Here is a 19,839-nt window from a genome sequence, read left to right as displayed (position 1 = left end):
ATCCCAGTGTGGTTGCCGACAGGCATCAAAATTCAGTAGTCGATGAGTTGATGCTCGCGCAAATACGCGAGGATCACTTGTGCTTTTTCGACTGAACTCCCTTCATTTACGACGTTGCCGCCGCGGCTTTCGGTCGTCGTCGCGGACAGCATCCGCGCATGCCCGGAGCGCTTTTCGGCAGCCACGAGCTTTACGGGTTTACGCTCGATCGGACCGACCCGCCACGCGGCGGCGTCGGCATCCGCACCGGTCGTCGTGAGCGCCGGACGGATCGCGCCGGCCCGCAGCCGCGCATACGCATAGCGCGGCTGCGCGTTGGCGAGCGGATGAACCGCGACGACGGCCGGCAGCGCCGCGTCGACGCGCCGCCGCAGCCCTTTCGGCAAGAATTGCCGCACGGTCGCGCGACCGCCTTCGACCGTCACGTCCACGGCCGAGCCGACGAGCGGATAGCCGAGCGTCGCGGCGACGCGATACGGCAGCATCCCGGTGTCGTACGCGCCCTCGGCGCGGGTGCCGGTCAGCACGAGGTCATAGCCTTCGACGCGCGCGGCGAGCGCCTGCGCGGCATCGTCGCTGTCGCGGCAGGCCAGCACTTCGACCTGCCGCGCACCGAGCGCGAGGTATTCGGCAAGCGCTTCATTCGCGGGATCGCCCGCGTGGATCACGTCGAGCTGCGCGCGATGCTTCTCCGCGAGCTGGCGGCCCGCTTCGAGCGCGGCCGCGTCGTTGCGGCTGTAGCGCGCGGCGCCGCTGACGGGGTGCCGGCCCACAGACACGAGCACCGCGATGCGTTGCAACTGGCGGGGGGCGTTCATGCTGCGACTCCTTCCGTTTCACGGCTACCGACTGCGGCCGGCGATTGTCCGCGCGACGCGCGCGCGGCCTGCACCTGTTCGATCAGCGCGGCGATGGTCGCCTGCGCGTCGCCCACCACCGTCAGGTTCGCGCGCTTCGCGATCGGCGCGCTGCCGTCGAGGTTCACGGCAATCACGTGGCGGCAGTCCTTGATCCCCTGCAGATGCTGCACCGCGCCGGAGATGCCGAACGCGATGTACACGCTCGCCTCGACCGTCTTGCCGGTCGCCCCCACCTGCTTGTCCCGCGTGAAATGACCGTTGTCGACCGCGACGCGGCTCGCGCCAATCGCCGCGCCGAACGCGCCGGCCAGCCGCTCGAACGCGCCGATGTCGGACACGCCGTTGCCGGCCGACACGATGAAATCGGCTTCCTCCAGCGCGACCTGCGCCGCATCGATTTCCTCGAGGCCGAGATCGCGGTACGTCTGCGCCGCGTCGCCGGCCGGGCGGATGAAGTCGGCGGCCAGGCGCTCGCCCGCGCCGACGAACGGCAGTTTCGCTTCGACCGCGTTCTGCGCGAGCAGGATCACGTCGGGCAATCCGCGCGTCGCGAACGCCCGCCCGGCCTGCGCATACGCGCCGACATGCTTCGCGTCGATCTCGACCACGTGGGTCGCGACGCTCGCGCCGGCGGCTGCCGCGTAACGCCGGCCGAGATCGCCGTCGCCGGTCGCGTTGTCGGGCACGAACACGTGCTTCGGTGCGAGCGCCGCCGCGCACGCCAGCAACGCTTGCAATTCGCTTTCAGGCGCAAACGCGCGACGGTCGAAGTCGGCCAGCTCGATCAGCTTGTCGACGCCGAGTTCCGCGGCGTCGTCCTTCAGTTCGCCGAATGCCAGCAGCGCGACTTCCGTCTGCGCATCGGCGAGCACTGCGGCGGCGGCGATCGCCTGCCGCGTGTGATCGTCGAGCGCGCCGCGTTCGGTGTGCGCCACCACCAGCATCACGTGCTTCGGGTCCTGCACCGCGCGGCGCGGCTTCGCAGCCGCCGCGCCGTGACCGTGCGCGGACCATTGCGCGTTCGCATCGGCGCTGCCTTCCTCGCCGAGCGTGATGCGCCTCAGGCCCTCGGCCGTGATGATGAACGGCCGGCGCGGATCGATTCGTTTGATCGTGTTCATCGATTCACTCCAGCGAAGCGGCAACGAGTTCGGCCACGTCGAGCACGTCGGGGCGCGAGCCCACGACGCCTTCGAGCATCGCCGTGCAGTTCGGGCACCCGACCGCGACCACGTCCGCACCGATCGCGCGCGCGTCGGCGATACGAATGTCGGGAATACGCTGCTTGCCCGGGATGTCGGTCAGCGGCGCACCGCCGCCACCGCCGCAGCAGCGGCCGCGCATGCCGTTGCGCTCCATCTCGACGACCTGGATGCCGATCGTCTTCAGCAGCTTGCGCGGCGATTCCGTTTCGCCGTTGTAGCGGCCGAGGTAGCACGGGTCGTGATACGTGGTGCGCTTTTCGCGCAGCGCTTCGACGGCTTTCGGCGCGATCTTGCCGGTATCGGCCAGCTCCGCGAGGTAGGTCGTGTGATGCTTGACCGTCACGCGCAGCCCGAGCGCGCGGTATTCGTTGCGCAGGCTGTGCATCACGTGCGGGTCGGCCGTCACGATCTGCTTGTACGACAGCGGGCCGAGCGTCGCGATCAGGCGCTTCGCCATCTGCTGGAACGTCGCTTCGTCGCCGAGGCGGCGCGCGACGTCGCCGGTATCGGTCTCGGTCCCGCCGAGCACCGCGTAGTCGACGCCGGCCTTGTTCAGCACCTTGACGAACGCACGCAGCGTGCGCTGGTAGCGCATGTCGAACGCGCCTTCGCCTGCGACGAACAGCACGTCGACCGGCTTGCCGGCTTGCGCGACGGGCGCGTTCAGGTCGACCGACCAGTCGTAGCGCGCGGCCGTGTCGTAGCCGCCCATCGTGCCGGTCTCGCGCAGGTTCGCCAGCACTTCCTGGCCCTTGCCCGGCACCGTGCCGTGCACCAGCGTGCGGTTGCGGCGCATGTCGACGATCGCGTCGACGTGCTCGATCAGCATCGGGCATTCCTGCACGCAGGCACGGCAGGTCGTGCACGACCACAGCGTCTGCTCTTCGATCAGGCCGGACACGATCGGGCCGTTCGGCTCGCCGCGATGCTGGCCGACCGCGAGGCCCGGCGTCGGGCTGCCGGCGTACGCGGCATCGGTGCCGCCCGCCATCCCGACGACAAGATCCTGGATCAGTTTCTTCGGGTTCAGCGGCTGGCCCGACGCGAACGCGGGGCACGCGGCTTCGCACTTGCCGCACTGCACGCAGGCGTCGAAGCTCAGCAGCTGGTTCCAGCGGAATTCGACGGGCTTCGCGACGCCGTACTCTTCGTGCGCGATGTCCGGCAGCTTGAGCGCCGTCGGCGGCGTGGCCGTGCCGTTGCCCGTGAACGATTCACGGGTGGCCGCGAAACGCTCCTGGCGCGGGTGGAACGCGAGGTGCAGCAGGCCGGCGATCGCGTGCTTCATCGGGCCGCCCTTCGCGGCGCCGACGGTCATCGTGAAGGCGCCGGCGCCGATCAGCAGCGCGCAGAGCACCGCAAACGCGCCGGACATCGCGCCGGTCGGCACCACCATGAACAGCACGAGGCCGAGCGCGAACGAGCCGAGCATCCACGGCAGCGTATTCCACGGGCCGCGCGACAAGCGTGCGGGCACGTCCTTCGCCGCACGACGGCGCCACACGAACACCGCGCCGACGAGCATCGCGAGCGCCGCGAGGAAGATCAGCTTGTCGAGCCACGGCGAATAGATCGCGAGGCCGTAGTTGACGAACACCAGCGCGAGCGCGGCGATCGCGCCGCCCGCGGTCGCCACGTGGGTCTTCGCGATGTACGGATCGCGGGCCACCACGTGGTGCAGGTCGACGAAGTAGCGTTTCGGAATCGCGAACAGGTTCGCGACGCCGAACGAGCCGGGTGCGGTGGCGCGCCCGAGACGCCAGTAGGACGAGCGCTTCGCGACCGCGAACGCGAGCCCCGCCACCGACAGCCACAGCAGTGCGGTAATGAGGAAAGCCGGATTCATCTTTAGAAATCCTTCACGAGACGCAGCGAGTCGTAGATCGCGCCGTGGACGTTGTGCATCGAGATGCAGTCGCCGACACGGAACAGCAGGAAGCGGCCGTTGCCGAGTTCTTCCGACAGGCACGGCTGCGGCTCCGCCGCGAACAGCGTGTGCGGATCGATCTGGCCGCGGTTCACCGATTCGGGCTTGAGCTTCCAGTACAGTTCGTCGTTCGGCGACGAACCGTTCTCGATCACCACCTGGTCGACCGCGCGCTCTTCCAGTTCTTCGGTGTACTCGTTGCGCAGCACGGCGATCTTCTTGCCGTCCTCTTCGTACACGCGGTCGAGCATATAGTTCGGCGTCGGGATCACGCCGAGCGCGTACAGGCGGCGATAGAAGATCGGGAACGTCGTGCCGCCGCAATCGTCGGCCACCTTCACGTCGGGCGTCACGACCTCGACCTTCGAGCCGCGGCTCGCCATGAAGTCGGCCACGCCGGCGCCCGCGTGCGTGCTCACGCCGTCGAACAGCAGCACGTTCTGCTTCGGCTCGACCTTGCCGGTCAGGATGTCCCACGAGCTGACGGCGAGCCCTTCGGCCACGCCCCAGGCGGGCACCTGCCACGTGAAGCTCGACCCGCCGGTGGCAAGCACGACGATGTCCGGCTTCTCGGCCATGATCATCTTCTCGTCGGCGGCGACGCCGAGGCGGCGATCGACGCCCAGGCGCTTGGTTTCCATGTCGAACCAGCGGATGATCCCCGACATCTGTTCGCGCTGCGGCGCCTTCGCCGCGATCATCACCTGGCCGCCCACTTCGGTGTTCTTTTCGAACAGCACCACGTCGTGGCCGCGCAGCTTCGCGACGCGTGCGGCCTCGAGCCCCGCGGGGCCCGCGCCGACCACCACCACCTTGCGCTTCGGACCGCGCGACTTCTCGATGATGTGCGGCATCGTCGCTTCGCGCGACGTGGCCGCGTTCTGGATGCACAGCACGTCGAGGCCGTTGTACTGGCGGTCGATGCAGTAGTTCGCGCCGACGCACTGCTTGATTTCGTCTTCGCGGCCATCGCGGATCTTGATCACCATGTGCGGATCGGCGATCTGCGCGCGCGTCATGCCGACCAGGTCGATCATGCCGTTCGCGAGCAGACGCTCGGCCTGGCCCGCATCGCGGATGCTCTGCGCGTGCATCACCGGAATCTTCACCACCGACTTGATGCCGGCCGCGAGGTGCACGAACGGCTCCGGCGGCAGCGCCATCGGCGGCATGCAGTTGGCGATCGTGTTGTGGGTGTCGCCGCCCGAGCCGACCACGCTCAGGTAGTCGATCAGGCCCGTTTCCGACATCGCCTGCGCGATTTCCTTCAGCGCTTCGTGGTCGAGGCCGTCTTCGTGGAATTCGTCGCCGCACATGCGCAGGCCGACGCAGAAGTCCTTGCCGACTGCCTCGCGCACGGCCGTCAGCACCTCGATGCCGAAGCGCAGACGGTTCTCGAGGCTGCCGCCCCATTCGTCGGTGCGGTGGTTCGAACGCTTGCTCCAGAACTGGTCGATCAGGTGCTGGTGCGCGGCGGAGATTTCGATGCCGTCCATGCCGGCCGCCTTCACGCGCTTCGCGGCGGCCGCGAAGTCGCCGATGATGCGGCGGATTTCCTCGATCTCGATGATCTTCGCGTTGCCGCGGTGCACCGGCTCGCGCACGCCCGACGGCGACATCAGGTGCGGCCAGTGCTCGCCGTGGAACGACGAGCGGCGGCCCATGTGCGTGGCCTGGATCATGATCTTCGCGCCGTGCTTGTGCATCGCATCGGCCAGGCGCGTGAGCGGATCGATGATCTTGTCGTTCGACAGGTTCACCGATTTCCACCAGCCCTGCGGGCTGTCGATCGACACGGGGCTCGAGCCGCCGCAGATCGCCAGGCCGACGCCACCCTTCGCCTTCTCTTCGTAGTAGCGGATATAGCGGTCGCCCGGCAGGCCGCCCGGCTCGGCATACACCTCCGCGTGCGCGGTGCTGACGATCCGGTTGCGCAGCGTCAACTGGTTCAGCTGCATGGGTTTGAACAGGTGGGGATAACGCATCGCAGGCGACCTCTGGCGTTCGAATGTCTCGTGTTGCGGGTGTTGTTGTGTTGCTGTGTCGTGGCGTCAGCGCATCAGTGCGCGATCGGCGACACTTCGAAGACGCAGTGATCGTGGTGCTCGGCCGCACACTGCACTTCCTTCGATTGCGAGCGCGGCGCGCCCTTGCCTTCCGGCGTCGTGTCGTTGACCCAGTCCATCGCGCCGGCGAACCAGCCCGCGAACATGTAGCAGAGCTTGCCTTCCTTGCCCGGCTGCTGGAGCACGAACGACGAGTGGCGCAGCTCGATCCGGGCATGCGCGCTGGCCGGATCGGCTTCGATGATCGAGAACAGGCCCCAGCCGCGTTGCGACAGGCGCTTCAGGTAGTGCTCGAACACGGCCATGCCGGTCAGGCCGTGCTGCTTCGCTTCCTTGTCGCACCAGTGATACGCGGACTTGTAGCCGGCCTTGTAGAGGATCTCGGCATACGCTTCGACGCCGAGCGCTTCCTCGACGGCCACGTGGTTGTTCGTGAAGAAGTGACGCGGCACGTACAGCATCGGCAGCGCGTCGGTGGTCCAGACGCCGGTATCGGGATCGACGTTGATCGGCAGTTGCGGTTGCATCGTTGTAGCTCCGTGAGGAAAGTGGCCGCGCGGCTCGGGCGCAGGCGCGACATCGTCCGCGTGCCCGCGCGGCAAGCGCGGGCACGTCCCGATTTTTCTCGTGTTGAATGCGGGCGGCGGTTCGGCTCGGCGGGCGCTTAGGCGCCCCACACGTCCTTGAACACGCGCACCCAGTTATCGCCCATGATCTTGCGGATACGCGACGCCTTCCAGCCGTGGCGTTCCATCGCCGCGGTCAGGTTCGGAAAATCGCCGATCGTGCGGATGCCTTCCGGGTTGATCACCTTGCCGAAGTTCGTCAGCTGGCGATAGCGGCCCTTGTCATGCGTCAGCATGTCGAAGAATTCCTTCGCGAAATCCTGCGTGAAGTCCGTGCCGATGCCGACCGCGTCTTCGCCGATCAGGTTCACGACGTAGTCGATCGCCTCGATGTAGTCGTCGATGTTCGCTTCGATCCCGCGCTTCAGGAACGGCGCGAACATCGTCACGCCGACGAAGCCGCCGGCGTCGGCGATTTCCTTCAGCTGGGCGTCGCTCTTGTTGCGCGGATGTTCCTTCAGGCCCGACGGCAAACAGTGCGAGTAGCACACCGGCTTCTTCGAGAACGCGATCGCCTCCGACGACGTGTTGCCGCCCACGTGCGACAGGTCGACCATGATGCCGACGCGGTTCATCTCGGTGATCACTTCGCGGCCGAAATCCGACAGGCCGCCGTCGCGCTCGTAGCAGCCCGTGCCGACCAGGTTCTGCGTGTTGTAGCAAAGCTGCACGACGCGCACGCCCATGTCGGCGAACGCCTCGATGTAGCCGAGGTTGTCCTCGAACGCATGCGCGTTCTGGAAGCCGAGGATGACGCCGGTCTTGCCTTCCTTCTTCGCGCGGAAGATGTCGTCCGTCGTGCGCACCAGCGTCAGCAGTTCGCCGTTGTCGCGGATCTTCTTCTTCATCACGCCGATGTTGTCGACGGTCTTGGTGAAGTTCTCCCACACCGACACCGTGCAGTTCGCGGCCGTGATGCCACCCTTGCGCATGTCTTCGAACACCGGCTTCTCGAACTTCGAAATGTTCAGTCCGTCGATGATGATGCTGTCCTGATGCAGCGTGCTCATATCTGCCTCTCGCTCCAGTCGCTGTATTTGTGGGGGTCGTCGATCAGTAAATCGGGAAGCGCTCGCAAAGCGCGAAAATCTCTCGGCGCACGCGCTGTTCGGTCGCGTGGTCGCCTTCCGGGTTCGCGCGCAGCGCGTCGAACACGTCGAGAATCAGGCGGCCGATCTCGCGGAACTCCGCGACGCCGAAGCCGCGCGTCGTACCGGCCGGCGTGCCGAGGCGGATGCCCGACGTGACGGTCGGCTTCTCGGTGTCGAACGGAATGCCGTTCTTGTTGCAGGTGATGCCCGCACGCTCCAGCGCCTGCTCGACCGGCGCGCCCTTCAGGCCCTTCGGGCGCAGGTCGACCAGCAGCAGGTGGTTGTCGGTGCCGCCGGTGACGAGATCCACGCCGCCCGCCTTCAGCACTTCGCCGAGCGCCTGCGCGTTCGCGAGCACGCTGTCGATGTAGGTCTTGAAGTCCGCATGCAGCACTTCGCCGAACGCGACGGCCTTGCCGGCGATCACGTGCATCAGCGGGCCGCCCTGCAGGCCGGGGAACACGGCCGAGTTGATCTTCTTCGCGATCTCTTCGTCGTTGGTCAGCACGAAGCCGCCGCGCGGGCCGCGCAGCGTCTTGTGCGTGGTGGACGTGACGACGTGCGCGTGCTCGACCGGGTTCGCATGGCGGCCGGCGGCGATCACGCCCGCGATGTGCGCCATGTCGACCATCAGCTTCGCGCCGACGCTGTCGGCGATCGCGCGAAAGCGAGCGAAGTCCAGTGCGCGCGGATACGCCGAGAAACCGGCAATGATCAGATTCGGCTTGTGCTCGTGCGCCAGCGCTTCAACCTGGTCGTAGTCGATGCGCATCGTGTCGCGGTTCACGCCGTACTGAACCGCGTTGAACCACTTGCCCGACAGCGCCGGCTTCGCGCCGTGCGTCAGGTGGCCGCCGGCGTCCAGCGACATGCCCAGCACCGTGTCGCCCGGCTTGGCCAGCGCGAGCATCACCGAGCCGTTCGCCTGCGCGCCCGAGTGCGGCTGCACGTTCGCGTAGCCGGCGTTGAAGATCTGCTTCACGCGCTCGATCGCCAGCGCCTCGACTTCGTCCGCGAATTCGCAGCCGCCGTAGTAACGCTTGCCCGGATAGCCTTCCGCATACTTGTTGGTCAGCACCGAACCCTGCGCTTCCAGCACCGCGCGCGACACGATGTTTTCCGACGCGATCAGCTCGACTTGCGACTGCTGGCGCTCGAGCTCCTTGAGGATGGCGCTGCGCACCGGCGCGTCACGCTCGGCAAGGGGCTGCGAGAAGAAAGGCTGGGTGTTCGACATAGTGCGTCCGTGACAAGAATAAAGGGCGGAAAACCGAAGCTCGAGGCCCGCCGTACCTGGGTTTCCAGCGCTTCCAGAGCAAGGCTGCCGACGGCTCTATTCTTGTCGTTCGGATTTTCGGCGGATTGATGAATTTAGACGCGTTCTTTGCCTTTTCCGCCATGCACGTCCGTTTTGTACAAGTGACCGCTCGTGCTTTTCCGGATGACCCGGTGAACCGACCCTCGCGGTTCACCTATGGACAGGCACTTCGTCGGTGCCTGCCCCGCTCGTCCCGGGTGCAGTGCAGCCCGGTTACGGTGCAGCGCAGCATCGGGCTTACGCCCATACAACGTATGGAGCTAGGGTTTAGCCGTATGGCACGCTTGTTGCGCTCGCTCACACAATACGGCAGCCCGATCCGTGCCTCGGGCCAAAAGCTATTAGAGATTCAAGGAACGCTCCCCATGTCCCCCGACCGCACAGCGTCGCTGTCTCACTTCGCGTTCATGCCCTTACCGAACTTCACGATGATCGCGTTCACCAATGCGATCGAAGTGCTTCGGATGGCGAACTACCTGAGCGGACAGCCGCTCTACCGCTGGTCCGTGATCAGCCCGGACGGCGGCCCGGTGACGGCGAGCAACGGTCTCACGGTCGACACGGGACCAGCCGAATGCGCGGGGCAGCCTGATATCGTCTTCGTGTGCGGCGGCGTGGACGTGCAGCGCGCGACGACGCCCGCCCATCTGTCGACCCTGCGCCGTTTCGCGCGCCAGGGCCTGCCGCTCGGCAGCCTGTGCACGGGCACCTACGCGCTTGCGAAGTCGGGGCTGCTCGCGGGCTACGCGTGCGCGATCCACTGGGAAAACATGTCGGCGCTGAAGGAAGAGTTTCCGGACACGCGCTTCCTGAAGGAGTTGTTCGTGGTCGATCGCGACCGCATCACGTGCACGGGCGGCGTCGCGCCGCTCGACATGATGCTGAACCTGATCGCCGCGCGCGTGGGCACCGCGCGCGTCACGCAGATCGCCGAGCAGTTCATCGTCGAACACGTGCGCGACACGAGCGCGCAACAACGGATGCCGCTCGTCGCGCGTCTGGGCTCGGCGAACAAGTCGCTGTTCGAAGTGATCTCGCTGATGGAGAACAACATCGAGGAGCCGCTGTCGCGCGAGGAACTCGCGCGGCTGGCGAACATGTCGCAACGTCAGTTGCAGCGGCTGTTCCGCGAGCATCTCGGGATGACGCCCACGCACTATTACCTGACGCTGCGGCTGCGCCGCGCGCGCGAACTGCTGCTGCAGACCGACATGTCGATCATGCACATCACGATGGCATGCGGGTTCCAGTCGGCGTGCCACTTCAGCAAGAGCTATCGCGATGCGTTCGGCGTTGCGCCGACGCGCGAACGTCGCAAGCAGGTCGCCCCGCTCGCATCGGGTGCGTCCGGCACGGGGGCGGCGTTTCCGGCGCATGTGATTCATGCGTGAAGTGTCGGTGGTGCGATAACGGAAAGCGGCCTTCATGAAGGCCGCTTTTCAATTGTGCTTACGATCCCCACACCTGCATTTCGTCGAACGAATCCCCCGCTGCGTCGCGCGCTTCGCGCCGGGCATCCCGCACGTAACGCCCCGGCGCGTTCAGGTTCGGCAGCGTCACGTGACCGCACGCCGCGCGAGTGCGCATACGCGTCGTCGACGGCGCGCCGCGGCGCCCATCCGAGCCGATTCATTTTTCTAAACCGGCCCTCACAAAACCGGGTTTGCATCGCGACGCACGCGTGACGTTCAATGGGTTTGCCCGACCCATTGAACGGAGTTCGTCGATGAATGCACTACAGCTCGTGACCCTGGCTGCCATCTGGGGCGCGTCGTTTCTGTTCATGCGCATGGGCGCGCCGTCGTTCGGCGCCGTCCCGCTGATCGCACTGCGTGTGGCGATCGCCGCCGTACTGCTGCTGCCGGTGCTGCGCAGCGCGGATGCACGACGCGAATTCCGCGCGCACGCAGCGGCGCTGTTCGTCGTCGGCATCGCCAACTCGGCGCTGCCGTTCTGCCTGCTGACCTATGCGGCACTGTTCGTCTCCGCCGGCACCGATTCGATCCTGAACGCCACGACCCCGTTGTGGACCGCGCTCGTCGCGTACGCGTGGCTGCGCGCGCCGCTGACGAAGCCGCAGGCGATCGGCCTCGCGGTCGGCTTCGCCGGCGTCGTCGTGCTGGCCGGCTCCGCGATCGGCGCCGGCACGCCCGGCGCCCCGCGCGCGATCGCGGCCGCGATGCTCGCGACGCTGTCGTACGGCTTCGCCGCGCATTACTCGAAGCGCAAACTGGCGAACGTCAGGCCGTTCGTGTCGGCGTTCGGCAGCCAGCTGTTCGCGGCGATCGTGCTCGTGCCGCTGGCGGTGCCGATCTGGCCGCACGCGCCGGTTCCCGCATCCGCATGGATCGCCGTGGTGCTGCTCGGCGCGATCTGCACGGCCGTCGCCTACCTGCTGTATTTCGGGTTGATCCGCAACGCCGGCGCGCAATACGCGGCGTCGGTCACGTTCCTGATCCCGATCTTCGGCGTCGTGTGGGGCGCGATCTTCCTGCACGAGACGATTACCGTGCAGACGATCGTCGGCTGCGCGATCATCCTGCTCGGCACGGCGCTCGCGACCGGCAAGATCAAGGGGCTCACGACAGGCGTCGTGCGCGGGTCACGTCAATAGATCACGCCAACAGGCCGCGCGACTCGTCGTCGGGCTCGCCGATCTCGCGCACGAGCCAGTCGCGGAACGCGGCGATCTTCCACTCGTGCCGACGCGCTTCGCTGCAGACGACGTAATAGGACAGCTCGGTCGGCCAGGGCTGCGCCAGCACGCGCACCAGCCGCCCCGCCGCGACTTCGTCGCGTGCATAGATGTCGCGGACCAGCGCGATGCCCTGCCCGGCAACGGCCGCCTTGATCAGTAACGCGTCCTCGCTGAAGCTCGCGCCGCGCGGCGTCCGCGCATCCTCGATCCCCTGCGTGCGCAGCCACAGCGACCAGTCGGCGCGATCGGCATCCTGCAGCAGCGGATACGCCAGGCAATCGGCCGGCGTGTGGATCGGGCGGCCCGCATCGAGCAGGTGCGGGCTGCAGACGGGCCACATCTCGGGCGTCCAGATGCGAAACGCCGCGTGCCCCGGATAACGGCCCAGCCCGTGGCGGATCGCGACGTCGACGTAGTCGCGCCGCAGGTCGACCAGTTGCGCGCGGGTCTCGACGGTGATTTCGATTTCGGGGTATTCGGCGTTGAACGAGCCGAGGCGCTGCACGAGCCACGTGTTCGCGAACGACGCGGTGGTCGTCACGGCGAGCCGCACGACGCGCCGGTTCGCGCCATGAACGTTCGCCCACGCGGCTTCGATCTCGTTGAACCCGCCGGCCAACTGGTCGAACAGCGCGCGGCCCGTGCCGGTCAGCTCGAGCTCGCGGCCGGTGCGCTCGAACAGCCGTACCGCGAGCCGGTCCTCGAGATTGCGAACGTGCTGGCTGACCGCGCCCGGCGAAAGGCACAGCAGGTCGGCCGCCTGCTTCATGCTGCCGCATCGCGCCACTTCGACGAACGTGTGCAGCGCGGCGAGAGGGAGTGACTTGGCCATCCGTATGGTCGCCGCCGGACGGCGACAGAGGGTCGGGATCGGGCGATGATTATCGCAGCAAACGCCCGGCCGCAGCGAACGGTGTTCGCCGCCGTCGTCCACGGCTGCTGCGATGACGATGCGCGTCGCCCCACAGCAAAAAACGGGCGGCGCCGTCTCCGGCACCGCCCGCTTCACGCCCCCTGCCCGTACGTCAGGCTGCCAGCAAACCGTGCGGATCGATCACGAATTTGCGCGGCGCGCCGCCGTCGAACTTCTTGTAGCCTTCCGGCGCCTGATCGAGCGAGATCACTTCGACGTTGACGATCTTCGCAATCGGCAGACGGTCGAACAGGATGGCCTGCATCAGGTTGCGGTTGTACTTCAGCACCGGCGTCTGACCCGTGAAGAACGAGTGCGACTTCGCCCAGCCGAGGCCGAAGCGGATGCTGAGGCTGCCGTGCTGCGCGGCCTTGTCCTTCGCGCCCGGATCGTCCGTCACGTACAGGCCCGGGATGCCGATCGCGCCGGCCGGACGCGTGATTTCCATCAGCGAGTTCAGCACCGTCGCGGGCGCTTCCTCCGAGTGGCCCGACGAACCGTGGCCGTGCGCCTCGAAGCCGACGCAGTCGACCGCGCAGTCGATCTCCGGCACGCCGAGGATCTGCTCGATCTGCTCGCCGAGCGACGCGTCCTTCGACAGGTCGACCGTCTCGAAGCCCATCGCACGTGCATGCGCGAGGCGCTCCTCGTTCATGTCGCCGACGATCGTCACCGCCGCGCCGAGCAGGCGTGCCGACGCGGCCGCCGCCATCCCGACCGGGCCCGCGCCCGCGATGTAGACCGTCGAGCCCGGCTTCACGCCCGCGCTCACCGCGCCGTGATAACCGGTCGGCAGAATGTCGGACAGGCAGGTCAGATCGCGAATCTTCGCCATCGCCTGGTCGCGGTCCGGGAATTTCAGCAGGTTGAAGTCGGCGTACGGCACGAGCACGTACTCGGCCTGGCCGCCGATCCAGCCGCCCATGTCGACGTAGCCGTAAGCGCCACCGGCACGCGACGGGTTCACGTTCAGGCACACGCCCGTATGCGTGTCCTTGCACATCGCGCAGCGGCCGCACGCGACGTTGAACGGCACCGACACCAGATCGCCGATCCTCAGCGTCTCGACGTCGGGGCCCACCTCGACCACTTCGCCCGTGATCTCGTGACCGAGCACGAGACCGACCGGTGCGGTCGTGCGGCCGCGCACCATGTGCTGGTCGGAACCGCAGATGTTCGTGCTGACGACCTTCAGGATCACGCCGTGACCGATCGCGCGGCCGGTCGGATCGACCATCTTCGGATAGTCGATTTTCTGGACTTCGACCTTGCCCGGCCCAAGATAGACGACACCTCGATTGCTGCTCATCGTATTGTCTCCATGTCTCGTTGGATGGCGCCGCTGCGCGCCGATGCGGCGCGCACGCAACGTGCTGTTCGAGAGTAGTCCCGGAGGCAGGGGCGTCGATGTCTCAAACGCGACATGCGTTTGATCGGCGCCGACATCGATGGCGGAAAGACGAAAGTCGGGTCGGGAAACGGACGAAGGCCCGCAACGCGGCACGCCCCGCCCGCCGCCCGGCCGATCGACGCGATCGGCCCGCCGCGCGGGTTCGGCCCGCAGGTTCGGCCCGCGTTACCCGCCCTGATTTTCGCGGATGATGACGGCCGCCGCCGCGTCCGCGTCGCTCGCGACGCCGTCGTGCACCCGCGTGCTGACGGCCGGCGTCGGCGGCTCGCTGTCGAGCGCGTGCCCGTCGCGGTTGCGCGTGTCGACCGTCGCGCGCATCGACAGCCCGACGCGCAGCGGATGCGCGGCCAGATCGCGGGGATCGAGCGCGATCACGACCGGCACGCGCTGCACGACCTTGATCCAGTTGCCGGCCGCGTTCTGCGACGGCAGCATCGAGAACGCGCTGCCGGTGCCGGCCGAGAAGCCCTGTACGCGGCCGCGATAGACGATGCGCGACCCGTACAGGTCGGACACCACGTCGACCGGCTGGCCGACGCGCATGTGCCGGATCTGCCCTTCCTTGAAGTTCGCCTCGACCCACAGCCGGTTCAACTGCACGATCGACATCAGCGGCACGCCGGGCCCGACCTGCTGGCCGACCTGCACCGAACGCTGGCCGATCGTGCCGTCGACCGGCGCGACGATCGTCGTGCGCTTCAGGTTCCGGTACGCGAGCCTGAACTGCGCGGCCGCCTGCACGACGGCCGGGCTCTCGTCGACGGGCAGCTTGCTGCCGAGCGCGCGCGCGGCTTCGAGCTGCGCCTGCGCGGCCGCGAGGTTCGCCTGCGCACCGGCGACCGCCGCGCGGGCGCGCGCCAGTTCCTCCGGCGCGACGATCTCGACCGATGCGCCCGAGCGCGCGGCCAGCGCGCGCTGCGCGAGCGACAGATCGGCCTGGCGCGCGTTCACGGCCTCCACGTACATCGTGTTCGAGATCTTCGCGTTCGCGACCTGCCGCACGGCCTGCACGAGCTGCGCCTTCGCCTGCGCGAACGCGACGGCGGCTTCCGTGTCGTCGAGCCGCACGAGCGTCTGCCCGGCGCGCACGGCCTGCGTATCGGCGACCAGCACGTCGGTCACGGCGCCGGGCGTCTGCGCGGCGACCTGCACGATGCTGCCGGCGACGTACGCGTCGTCGGTGTCCTCGTCATAGCGGTCGCGCAACAGCCAGAACGCGATCCAGACGAGCGCGGCCAGCAGCACCACCGCGAAGAACAACGTGAAACGCTTGCGGCGTGTCGCGCGGCGCGCGTCGAGTGCCGGATCGTTCTTGGCCGCCGGCGGTACGGCGGTATGAAGGTTGTCGTGGTGCATCAGTCGCTTTGCGTAACGATCAGGCGGTCATGCTGGAACAGGGGGATCGCGGGTGCGTCGGTGGAAACGGCGGGGAACGTACCGCGCGCCGCGGAATTCGCACGCGCGGTCTCGGCAACCGCAGCGCGCGGCGTTCGAACGACTGGCGGCGGGTCGAGCCGTGCAACAGGCAGTGCGGTGCTGTTACCGATAGCCGCCGTGCGCACCGGTTCCGCCGCCGTACCCGGCGCGTTGCGCGCAGCGGCATTCGCCGCCACGGCGCGCTTGATCCGCGCACCGTGCGCGGCACGCGCCGCAGGCGCAAGCGCCACCGCCGCTGCATCCGCCATCGTTGCGCGCGCATCGAACCCGCCGCCGAGCGCGCCGACGAGGCCGACGTGCAACGTCCGCTGCCGCCCCTGCAACGCGATCAGCTGCGCGCGCTCGTCGATCAGCGTCAGATCGGCGACATCGACGTCCTTCTGCATCAACACGCCGCGCCGATGCCGGTCGGCCGCGATCTGCACGATCTTCAGCGCGGCCGCGACCGCATCCTGCTGCTGCGCGACGAGCGTACGCGACGTCTGCAGCGACGTGACGATCTGCGCGACTTGCCCGAGCGCGTCGTCGACGGTCTTGTTGTACAGCCCGATCGCGACGTCGGCCTGCGCGACGTCCGCGCCGAGCTTCGCCTTCAGCCGGCCGCGATCGAACACCGGCAGCGAGATCGCGGGGCCGACGGAACCCGCGAGCGCGTCGCGCGAGAACATCGACGCGGGCGTCAGCGCGAACACGCCGCCGAGCGCGACGAGGTTCACGTCCGGATAGAACTGCGCGCGCGTCGAATCGGCATTCGCGAACGCGGCCTCCACACGCAGCCGCGCGGCGACGATGTCCGGCCGGCGGCCGAGCAGATCGGCCGGCAGCCGCGCGGGCAGCGCGCCGCCCGGAAACGCGCCGACGCGCGGCCGCTGCAGCGCGAGCCCGCGCTCGGGGCCGCGGCCCGACAGCACGCCGAGCTGCAGTTGCGCGAGCTTGATCTGCTCGTCGTTCATCGCGATCTGTTCGAGCAGGCGGCTGCGCTTGATCGATGCGTCGCTCGCGTCGTACGCGTTGTCGAGACCGCGCGCGGTGCGCTCGCGCAGCACGGCCGTCACGCGCTGGCTGATCTTCAGCTTCTGCTGCAGCAGGTCGCGCACCGCGTACGCCTGGTCGAGCTGGCAATACACGGTGACGATCGCGACCGCGAGCGTGAGCCGCACCTGCTCGGCCTCGACGCCCGCCGCGTCGCGCAGCGACATCAGGCTCTTCGTCGCCGCGCGGTTCCTGCCCCACAGGTCGAGCTGGTAGTTCAACCCGACGAACACCGACGCCGGCGACACGACCGGATCGCCGAAGATCTCCACCGGCACGCGATAGCCGCCCGCCGTCACGTCGGCGATGTCGCCCGGCTTGGGCATCCGCGCGCGGCTGACCGTCGCGCCCGCGGTGCCCGTCAGCCCGGTCAGCGAATCGAACTGCCGCAGCTGTGCCTGCGCCACGCGCAGCCGTGCCTGCGCAACCTGCAGATCGGGATTGTTCTGCGACGCTTCCGCCACCAGATCGTCGAGCTGCGGATCCTGCAGTTGCGTCACCCAGTCGGGCGCGGGCCATGCGCCGTTCGCGCCGGGGCCCGCCGTGTGTGCCAGCGCATCGGCGGCCGGCGCGCGCAGCGACAGCGACGGCAGGAATCCCGACGGCACGCAGCCGCCGAGTGCGAGCAGCGCGGCCGCCGCCAGCATCGTCCAGCCGCCCTGCCCGCCGCGTGCGGGCGCGGCCGCTTTCGTGATGCGTTCCATCGCGCGCCTCACCCCTGCTGGATGCGCTGCGCGCGCGCGGCCAGACGCGGCCGCGTCCGCTCGAGCGGGCCGAGCCGGCCGAACAGGCCGTCCGCGATGCCCAACAGGATGCCGGCGAGCTTGTCGCGCTTGTCGCGCTCGACGAGCGCGATCTGCACGACCTGCCACACGGTCAGCAGGTTCGGCACGATCGCCACCGGAAAGCGCAGCCCGTACTGCATCCCGAGCTGCACCGCATTGCGTGCGCTGTAGTAGCGCCGTTGCCACGAGTGATTCATCGACGTCATTTCGAAAGGGCCGAACGCGTGGCGCTGCTTCGCGCCGATCCGGTGCGACAGCACCAGCGACGGCACGACATAGAGCGGCACGTTGCGCGCGAGCGCGCGGAAGCTGTACTCGGTGTCGACGTGATCGATGAACAGCGTCTCGTCGAAGCGGCCGAGCGCGTCGAACCCGGCACGCGACACGACGCAGCCGGACGAGATCAGGAACGCGCAGCGCTGCAGCGGCCCGTCGGCTTCGACCCGCAGCCGGCGCAACGCGATCCCGTCGGTCGCGAGCTCGGGCAGGAAGCTGCGCGCGTTCTCGTCGAAGATGCGCGGGCCGGCCAGGAACGCACGGCCCGCGCGCCCCGCGCAGACGTCGCGCATCGTCGAGAAGTAGCCGGCCGGCACCGACGAATCCTGATCGAACAGCGCGACCGCATCGACGTTCCCGCGAAACAGCGCGGCAAGCCCCGCGTTGTACGCGCCGGCGATCCCGCCGCGGTTGCCGTGATGCAGCAGCGCGATGCCGTCGCGCGCGCACAGCGCGCTTGCGCGGGCATCGGGCTGCGGCGTGTTGTCGACGACGAGCAGCGCGTCGCACGCATGCCGCCATGCGCCGAGCGCCGCGAGTTGCGCGTCGGTCGGGTGATACAGGATCACGAGTGCGCCGAGTGTCGTCATGCGGGTTTCCTCAATGTCCGAACGAAGCGGCCGCGCCGCGCCTGGGCCGCGTCAGCCACATCATCGCGGCGAGCACGAGGCAGGTCATGCTCGCCATCCAGAACATGTCGCCCGTCGCCATCATGTAGGCCTGCTGCATCACCACCTGATGCAGCGTCGTCAGCTCGCGCACGCCGTCCACGCCCATCCCGTTCAGCGTGTGCACGAAGCGCTGCGTGTTCGCCGATGCGTGCGTGACCGATTGCGACACGACGTCGTAGTGGTAAGTCGCGCGGTTGTCCCACAACGTCACGCTCATCGCGGTGCCGAACGCGGCCGACAGCGTGCGCAGGAAGTTCGACAGGCTCGACGCGGCCGCGAGCCGGTCGTCGGGAATGCGCGACAGCGTCGCGGCGGTCAGCGGAATGAAGAAGCACGGCAGCCCGATCCCCTGGATCAGCCCCGGCGCGGCGATCTGCGCGAACGTCATCTTCAGCGTGAAATGCGCGTCCCACGCGAGCACGGCCGCGAACACCAGGAAGCCGAACGTCGCGAGCACGCGTGCGTCGAAGCGGTGCGCGTGCAGCCCGACCAGAATCGAGAACACGAGCGCGAGCACGCCGAGTGACGCGGTGGCCAGGCCCGCATGGAACGCGTTGTAGCCCATCACCGCCTGCATCCACAGCGGAAACACGACGCCGACCACCGAGAAGCTCATCATCCCGAGCGAGATGATCAACACGCAGAACGAGAACGTTCGGTCGCGAAACAGGCTCAGGTCGACCACGGGATGCGCCTCGCCCGCCTCCCAGATCAGCAGCGACACGATCGCGAGCCCCGCGACCACCGCGAGCGTGACGATCAGCGGCGAGCCGAACCAGCCCTTGTCGTGGCCGAGGTCGAGCATCGCCTGCAGCGAACCGACGCCGATCACCAGCAGCACGATGCCCGGCACGTCGATCGGGCCGGCCGCGCCGCGCTGCGCGTCGGGGCGCAGCATCGTCGTGCAGACCGCGAACGAGAACAGCCCGATCGGCAAATTGATCAGGAAGATCCACGGCCACGAGAAGCTGTCGACGATCCAGCCGCCGACCACCGGCCCGAAGATCGGCGCGAGCAGAACAGTCATCGCCCATAGCGCGAGCGCGACGGTGCGCTTGTCCGGCGGGAACGTGCGCAGCAGGATCGTCTGCGACAGCGGCACCATCGGCCCCGAGCACAACCCCTGCAGCGCGCGGCAGACCACTAGCACGTGCAGGTCGCGCGCCAACCCGCACAGCAGCGACGTCAGCGTGAACAGCAGCACCGCGCCGACGAACAGCCGCAGCTCGCCGACGCGGCGCGCCAGCCAGCCGGTGAGCGGCACCGCGATCGCGGCCGCGACCGAATACGAGCTGATCACCCATGTGCCCTGGCTGTTCGAGACGCCGAGGCTGCCGGAGATCGCCGGCACCGCGACGTTCGTCACGGTCGAGTCGAGCACTTCGATGAAGGTCGCGAGCGACAGCGCGAACGTCAGCAGCGCGAGCCGCGCGCCGCGCACCGGCGGCGCGGCCGGTGCGGCCGGCGCGGACACGGGCGCGGACGCATCGAAGGCGGCGGGCGGGTCCCGAAGCGGCGACGCC

General features: G+C 68.2%; 16 protein-coding genes. 2 read left to right on the top strand and 14 right to left on the bottom strand.

Features of this window, described 5'->3' with window-relative positions; all coding sequences use genetic code 11:
* Positions 1-32 precede the first annotated feature (32 nt).
* From BME24068_RS19390 to BME24068_RS19360, 7 genes are all read right to left on the bottom strand, one after another.
* On the bottom strand, positions 33-818 hold the full coding sequence (locus BME24068_RS19390; RefSeq protein WP_174927065.1) for an electron transfer flavoprotein subunit beta/FixA family protein: 786 nt from the start codon (positions 816-818) through the stop codon (positions 33-35).
* Positions 815-1,981: an electron transfer flavoprotein subunit alpha/FixB family protein gene (locus BME24068_RS19385; RefSeq protein ID WP_174927064.1), complete on the bottom strand. Its 1,167-nt coding sequence runs from the start codon at positions 1,979-1,981 to the stop codon at positions 815-817. The genes BME24068_RS19390 and BME24068_RS19385 overlap by 4 nt, the downstream gene beginning before the upstream one ends.
* A 4-nt stretch (positions 1,982-1,985) precedes the next feature.
* Positions 1,986-3,911: a (Fe-S)-binding protein gene (locus BME24068_RS19380; protein WP_174927063.1), complete on the bottom strand. Its 1,926-nt coding sequence runs from the start codon at positions 3,909-3,911 to the stop codon at positions 1,986-1,988.
* A gap of 2 nt (positions 3,912-3,913) precedes the next feature.
* Positions 3,914-5,977 (bottom strand): NADH:flavin oxidoreductase, encoded by a 2,064-nt coding sequence (locus tag BME24068_RS19375; RefSeq protein ID WP_096501838.1) that lies wholly within the window; start codon positions 5,975-5,977, stop codon positions 3,914-3,916.
* A gap of 74 nt (positions 5,978-6,051) precedes the next feature.
* Positions 6,052-6,585 carry a DUF5943 domain-containing protein gene (locus BME24068_RS19370; protein WP_096501840.1) on the bottom strand — a complete coding sequence of 178 codons (534 nt, stop codon included), beginning with the start codon at positions 6,583-6,585 and terminating at the stop codon, positions 6,052-6,054.
* A gap of 137 nt (positions 6,586-6,722) precedes the next feature.
* A complete protein-coding gene (locus tag BME24068_RS19365; RefSeq protein ID WP_096501842.1) occupies positions 6,723-7,694 on the bottom strand; it encodes a dipeptidase in 972 nt (323 codons plus the stop codon).
* Between the two features lie 43 nt (positions 7,695-7,737).
* The gene (locus BME24068_RS19360; RefSeq protein ID WP_174927062.1) at positions 7,738-9,012 is read right to left on the bottom strand and encodes a serine hydroxymethyltransferase; all 1,275 of its coding nucleotides are present in this window, start codon (positions 9,010-9,012) and stop codon (positions 7,738-7,740) included.
* A gap of 356 nt (positions 9,013-9,368) precedes the next feature.
* On the opposite strand from BME24068_RS19360, the gene BME24068_RS19355 reads away from it, so the two are divergent.
* Entirely contained in the window at positions 9,369-10,484 is a 1,116-nt protein-coding gene (locus BME24068_RS19355) for a GlxA family transcriptional regulator (RefSeq protein WP_174927061.1), read from the top strand.
* 58 nt (positions 10,485-10,542) lie between these two features.
* Here the strand turns inward: BME24068_RS19355 and BME24068_RS19350 are convergent, their stop codons facing one another.
* Positions 10,543-10,680, bottom strand: coding sequence for a hypothetical protein (locus BME24068_RS19350; RefSeq protein WP_174927060.1), 138 nt, complete (start codon positions 10,678-10,680; stop codon positions 10,543-10,545).
* Between the two features lie 139 nt (positions 10,681-10,819).
* Between BME24068_RS19350 and BME24068_RS19345 the strand changes: the two genes are divergently transcribed.
* Positions 10,820-11,707, top strand: a complete 888-nt coding sequence (locus BME24068_RS19345) for a DMT family transporter (protein WP_174927059.1) — start codon at positions 10,820-10,822, stop codon at positions 11,705-11,707.
* A gap of 1 nt (position 11,708) precedes the next feature.
* On the opposite strand, the gene BME24068_RS19340 is transcribed toward BME24068_RS19345, so the two are convergent.
* From BME24068_RS19340 to BME24068_RS19315, 6 genes are all read right to left on the bottom strand, one after another.
* Positions 11,709-12,623 (bottom strand): LysR substrate-binding domain-containing protein, encoded by a 915-nt coding sequence (locus BME24068_RS19340; protein WP_174927058.1) that lies wholly within the window; start codon positions 12,621-12,623, stop codon positions 11,709-11,711.
* Between the two features lie 193 nt (positions 12,624-12,816).
* Positions 12,817-14,013, bottom strand: coding sequence for a formaldehyde dehydrogenase, glutathione-independent (fdhA, locus tag BME24068_RS19335; protein WP_057927550.1), 1,197 nt, complete (start codon positions 14,011-14,013; stop codon positions 12,817-12,819).
* Between the two features lie 267 nt (positions 14,014-14,280).
* Positions 14,281-15,471 carry an HlyD/EmrA/EmrK family protein gene (locus BME24068_RS19330; RefSeq protein ID WP_174927057.1) on the bottom strand — a complete coding sequence of 397 codons (1,191 nt, stop codon included), beginning with the start codon at positions 15,469-15,471 and terminating at the stop codon, positions 14,281-14,283.
* Positions 15,471-17,288 carry an efflux transporter outer membrane subunit gene (locus tag BME24068_RS19325; protein WP_174927056.1) on the bottom strand — a complete coding sequence of 606 codons (1,818 nt, stop codon included), beginning with the start codon at positions 17,286-17,288 and terminating at the stop codon, positions 15,471-15,473. Before BME24068_RS19325 ends, BME24068_RS19330 begins: the two co-directional genes overlap by 1 nt.
* An 8-nt stretch (positions 17,289-17,296) precedes the next feature.
* On the bottom strand, positions 17,297-18,235 hold the full coding sequence (locus BME24068_RS19320; protein ID WP_174927055.1) for a glycosyltransferase family 2 protein: 939 nt from the start codon (positions 18,233-18,235) through the stop codon (positions 17,297-17,299).
* A 10-nt stretch (positions 18,236-18,245) separates the two neighbouring features.
* Positions 18,246-19,790, bottom strand: a complete 1,545-nt coding sequence (locus tag BME24068_RS19315; RefSeq protein WP_174927148.1) for a DHA2 family efflux MFS transporter permease subunit — start codon at positions 19,788-19,790, stop codon at positions 18,246-18,248.
* Between the last annotated feature and the right edge of the window lie 49 nt (positions 19,791-19,839).

Source organism: Burkholderia anthina (assembly GCF_902498995.1).
In the GTDB taxonomy this organism is placed as follows: Bacteria; Pseudomonadota; Gammaproteobacteria; order Burkholderiales; family Burkholderiaceae; genus Burkholderia; species Burkholderia anthina.
This window is presented reverse-complemented; position numbering and strand designations above follow the sequence as displayed.

What these genes read in the sequence shown, in the direction of transcription:
- BME24068_RS19390 (WP_174927065.1), bottom strand. Translation starts at nt 818, where the DNA reads ATGAACGCCCCCCGCCAGTTGCAACGCATCGCGGTGCTCGTGTCTGTG.
- BME24068_RS19385 (WP_174927064.1), bottom strand. Translation starts at nt 1,981, where the DNA reads ATGAACACGATCAAACGAATCGATCCGCGCCGGCCGTTCATCATCACG.
- BME24068_RS19380 (WP_174927063.1), bottom strand. Translation starts at nt 3,911, where the DNA reads ATGAATCCGGCTTTCCTCATTACCGCACTGCTGTGGCTGTCGGTGGCG.
- BME24068_RS19375 (WP_096501838.1), bottom strand. Translation starts at nt 5,977, where the DNA reads ATGCGTTATCCCCACCTGTTCAAACCCATGCAGCTGAACCAGTTGACG.
- BME24068_RS19370 (WP_096501840.1), bottom strand. Translation starts at nt 6,585, where the DNA reads ATGCAACCGCAACTGCCGATCAACGTCGATCCCGATACCGGCGTCTGG.
- BME24068_RS19365 (WP_096501842.1), bottom strand. Translation starts at nt 7,694, where the DNA reads ATGAGCACGCTGCATCAGGACAGCATCATCATCGACGGACTGAACATT.
- BME24068_RS19360 (WP_174927062.1), bottom strand. Translation starts at nt 9,012, where the DNA reads ATGTCGAACACCCAGCCTTTCTTCTCGCAGCCCCTTGCCGAGCGTGAC.
- BME24068_RS19355 (WP_174927061.1), top strand. Translation starts at nt 9,369, where the DNA reads ATGGCACGCTTGTTGCGCTCGCTCACACAATACGGCAGCCCGATCCGT.
- BME24068_RS19350 (WP_174927060.1), bottom strand. Translation starts at nt 10,680, where the DNA reads ATGCGCACTCGCGCGGCGTGCGGTCACGTGACGCTGCCGAACCTGAAC.
- BME24068_RS19345 (WP_174927059.1), top strand. Translation starts at nt 10,820, where the DNA reads ATGAATGCACTACAGCTCGTGACCCTGGCTGCCATCTGGGGCGCGTCG.
- BME24068_RS19340 (WP_174927058.1), bottom strand. Translation starts at nt 12,623, where the DNA reads ATGGCCAAGTCACTCCCTCTCGCCGCGCTGCACACGTTCGTCGAAGTG.
- fdhA (WP_057927550.1), bottom strand. Translation starts at nt 14,013, where the DNA reads ATGAGCAGCAATCGAGGTGTCGTCTATCTTGGGCCGGGCAAGGTCGAA.
- BME24068_RS19330 (WP_174927057.1), bottom strand. Translation starts at nt 15,471, where the DNA reads ATGCACCACGACAACCTTCATACCGCCGTACCGCCGGCGGCCAAGAAC.
- BME24068_RS19325 (WP_174927056.1), bottom strand. Translation starts at nt 17,288, where the DNA reads ATGGAACGCATCACGAAAGCGGCCGCGCCCGCACGCGGCGGGCAGGGC.
- BME24068_RS19320 (WP_174927055.1), bottom strand. Translation starts at nt 18,235, where the DNA reads ATGACGACACTCGGCGCACTCGTGATCCTGTATCACCCGACCGACGCG.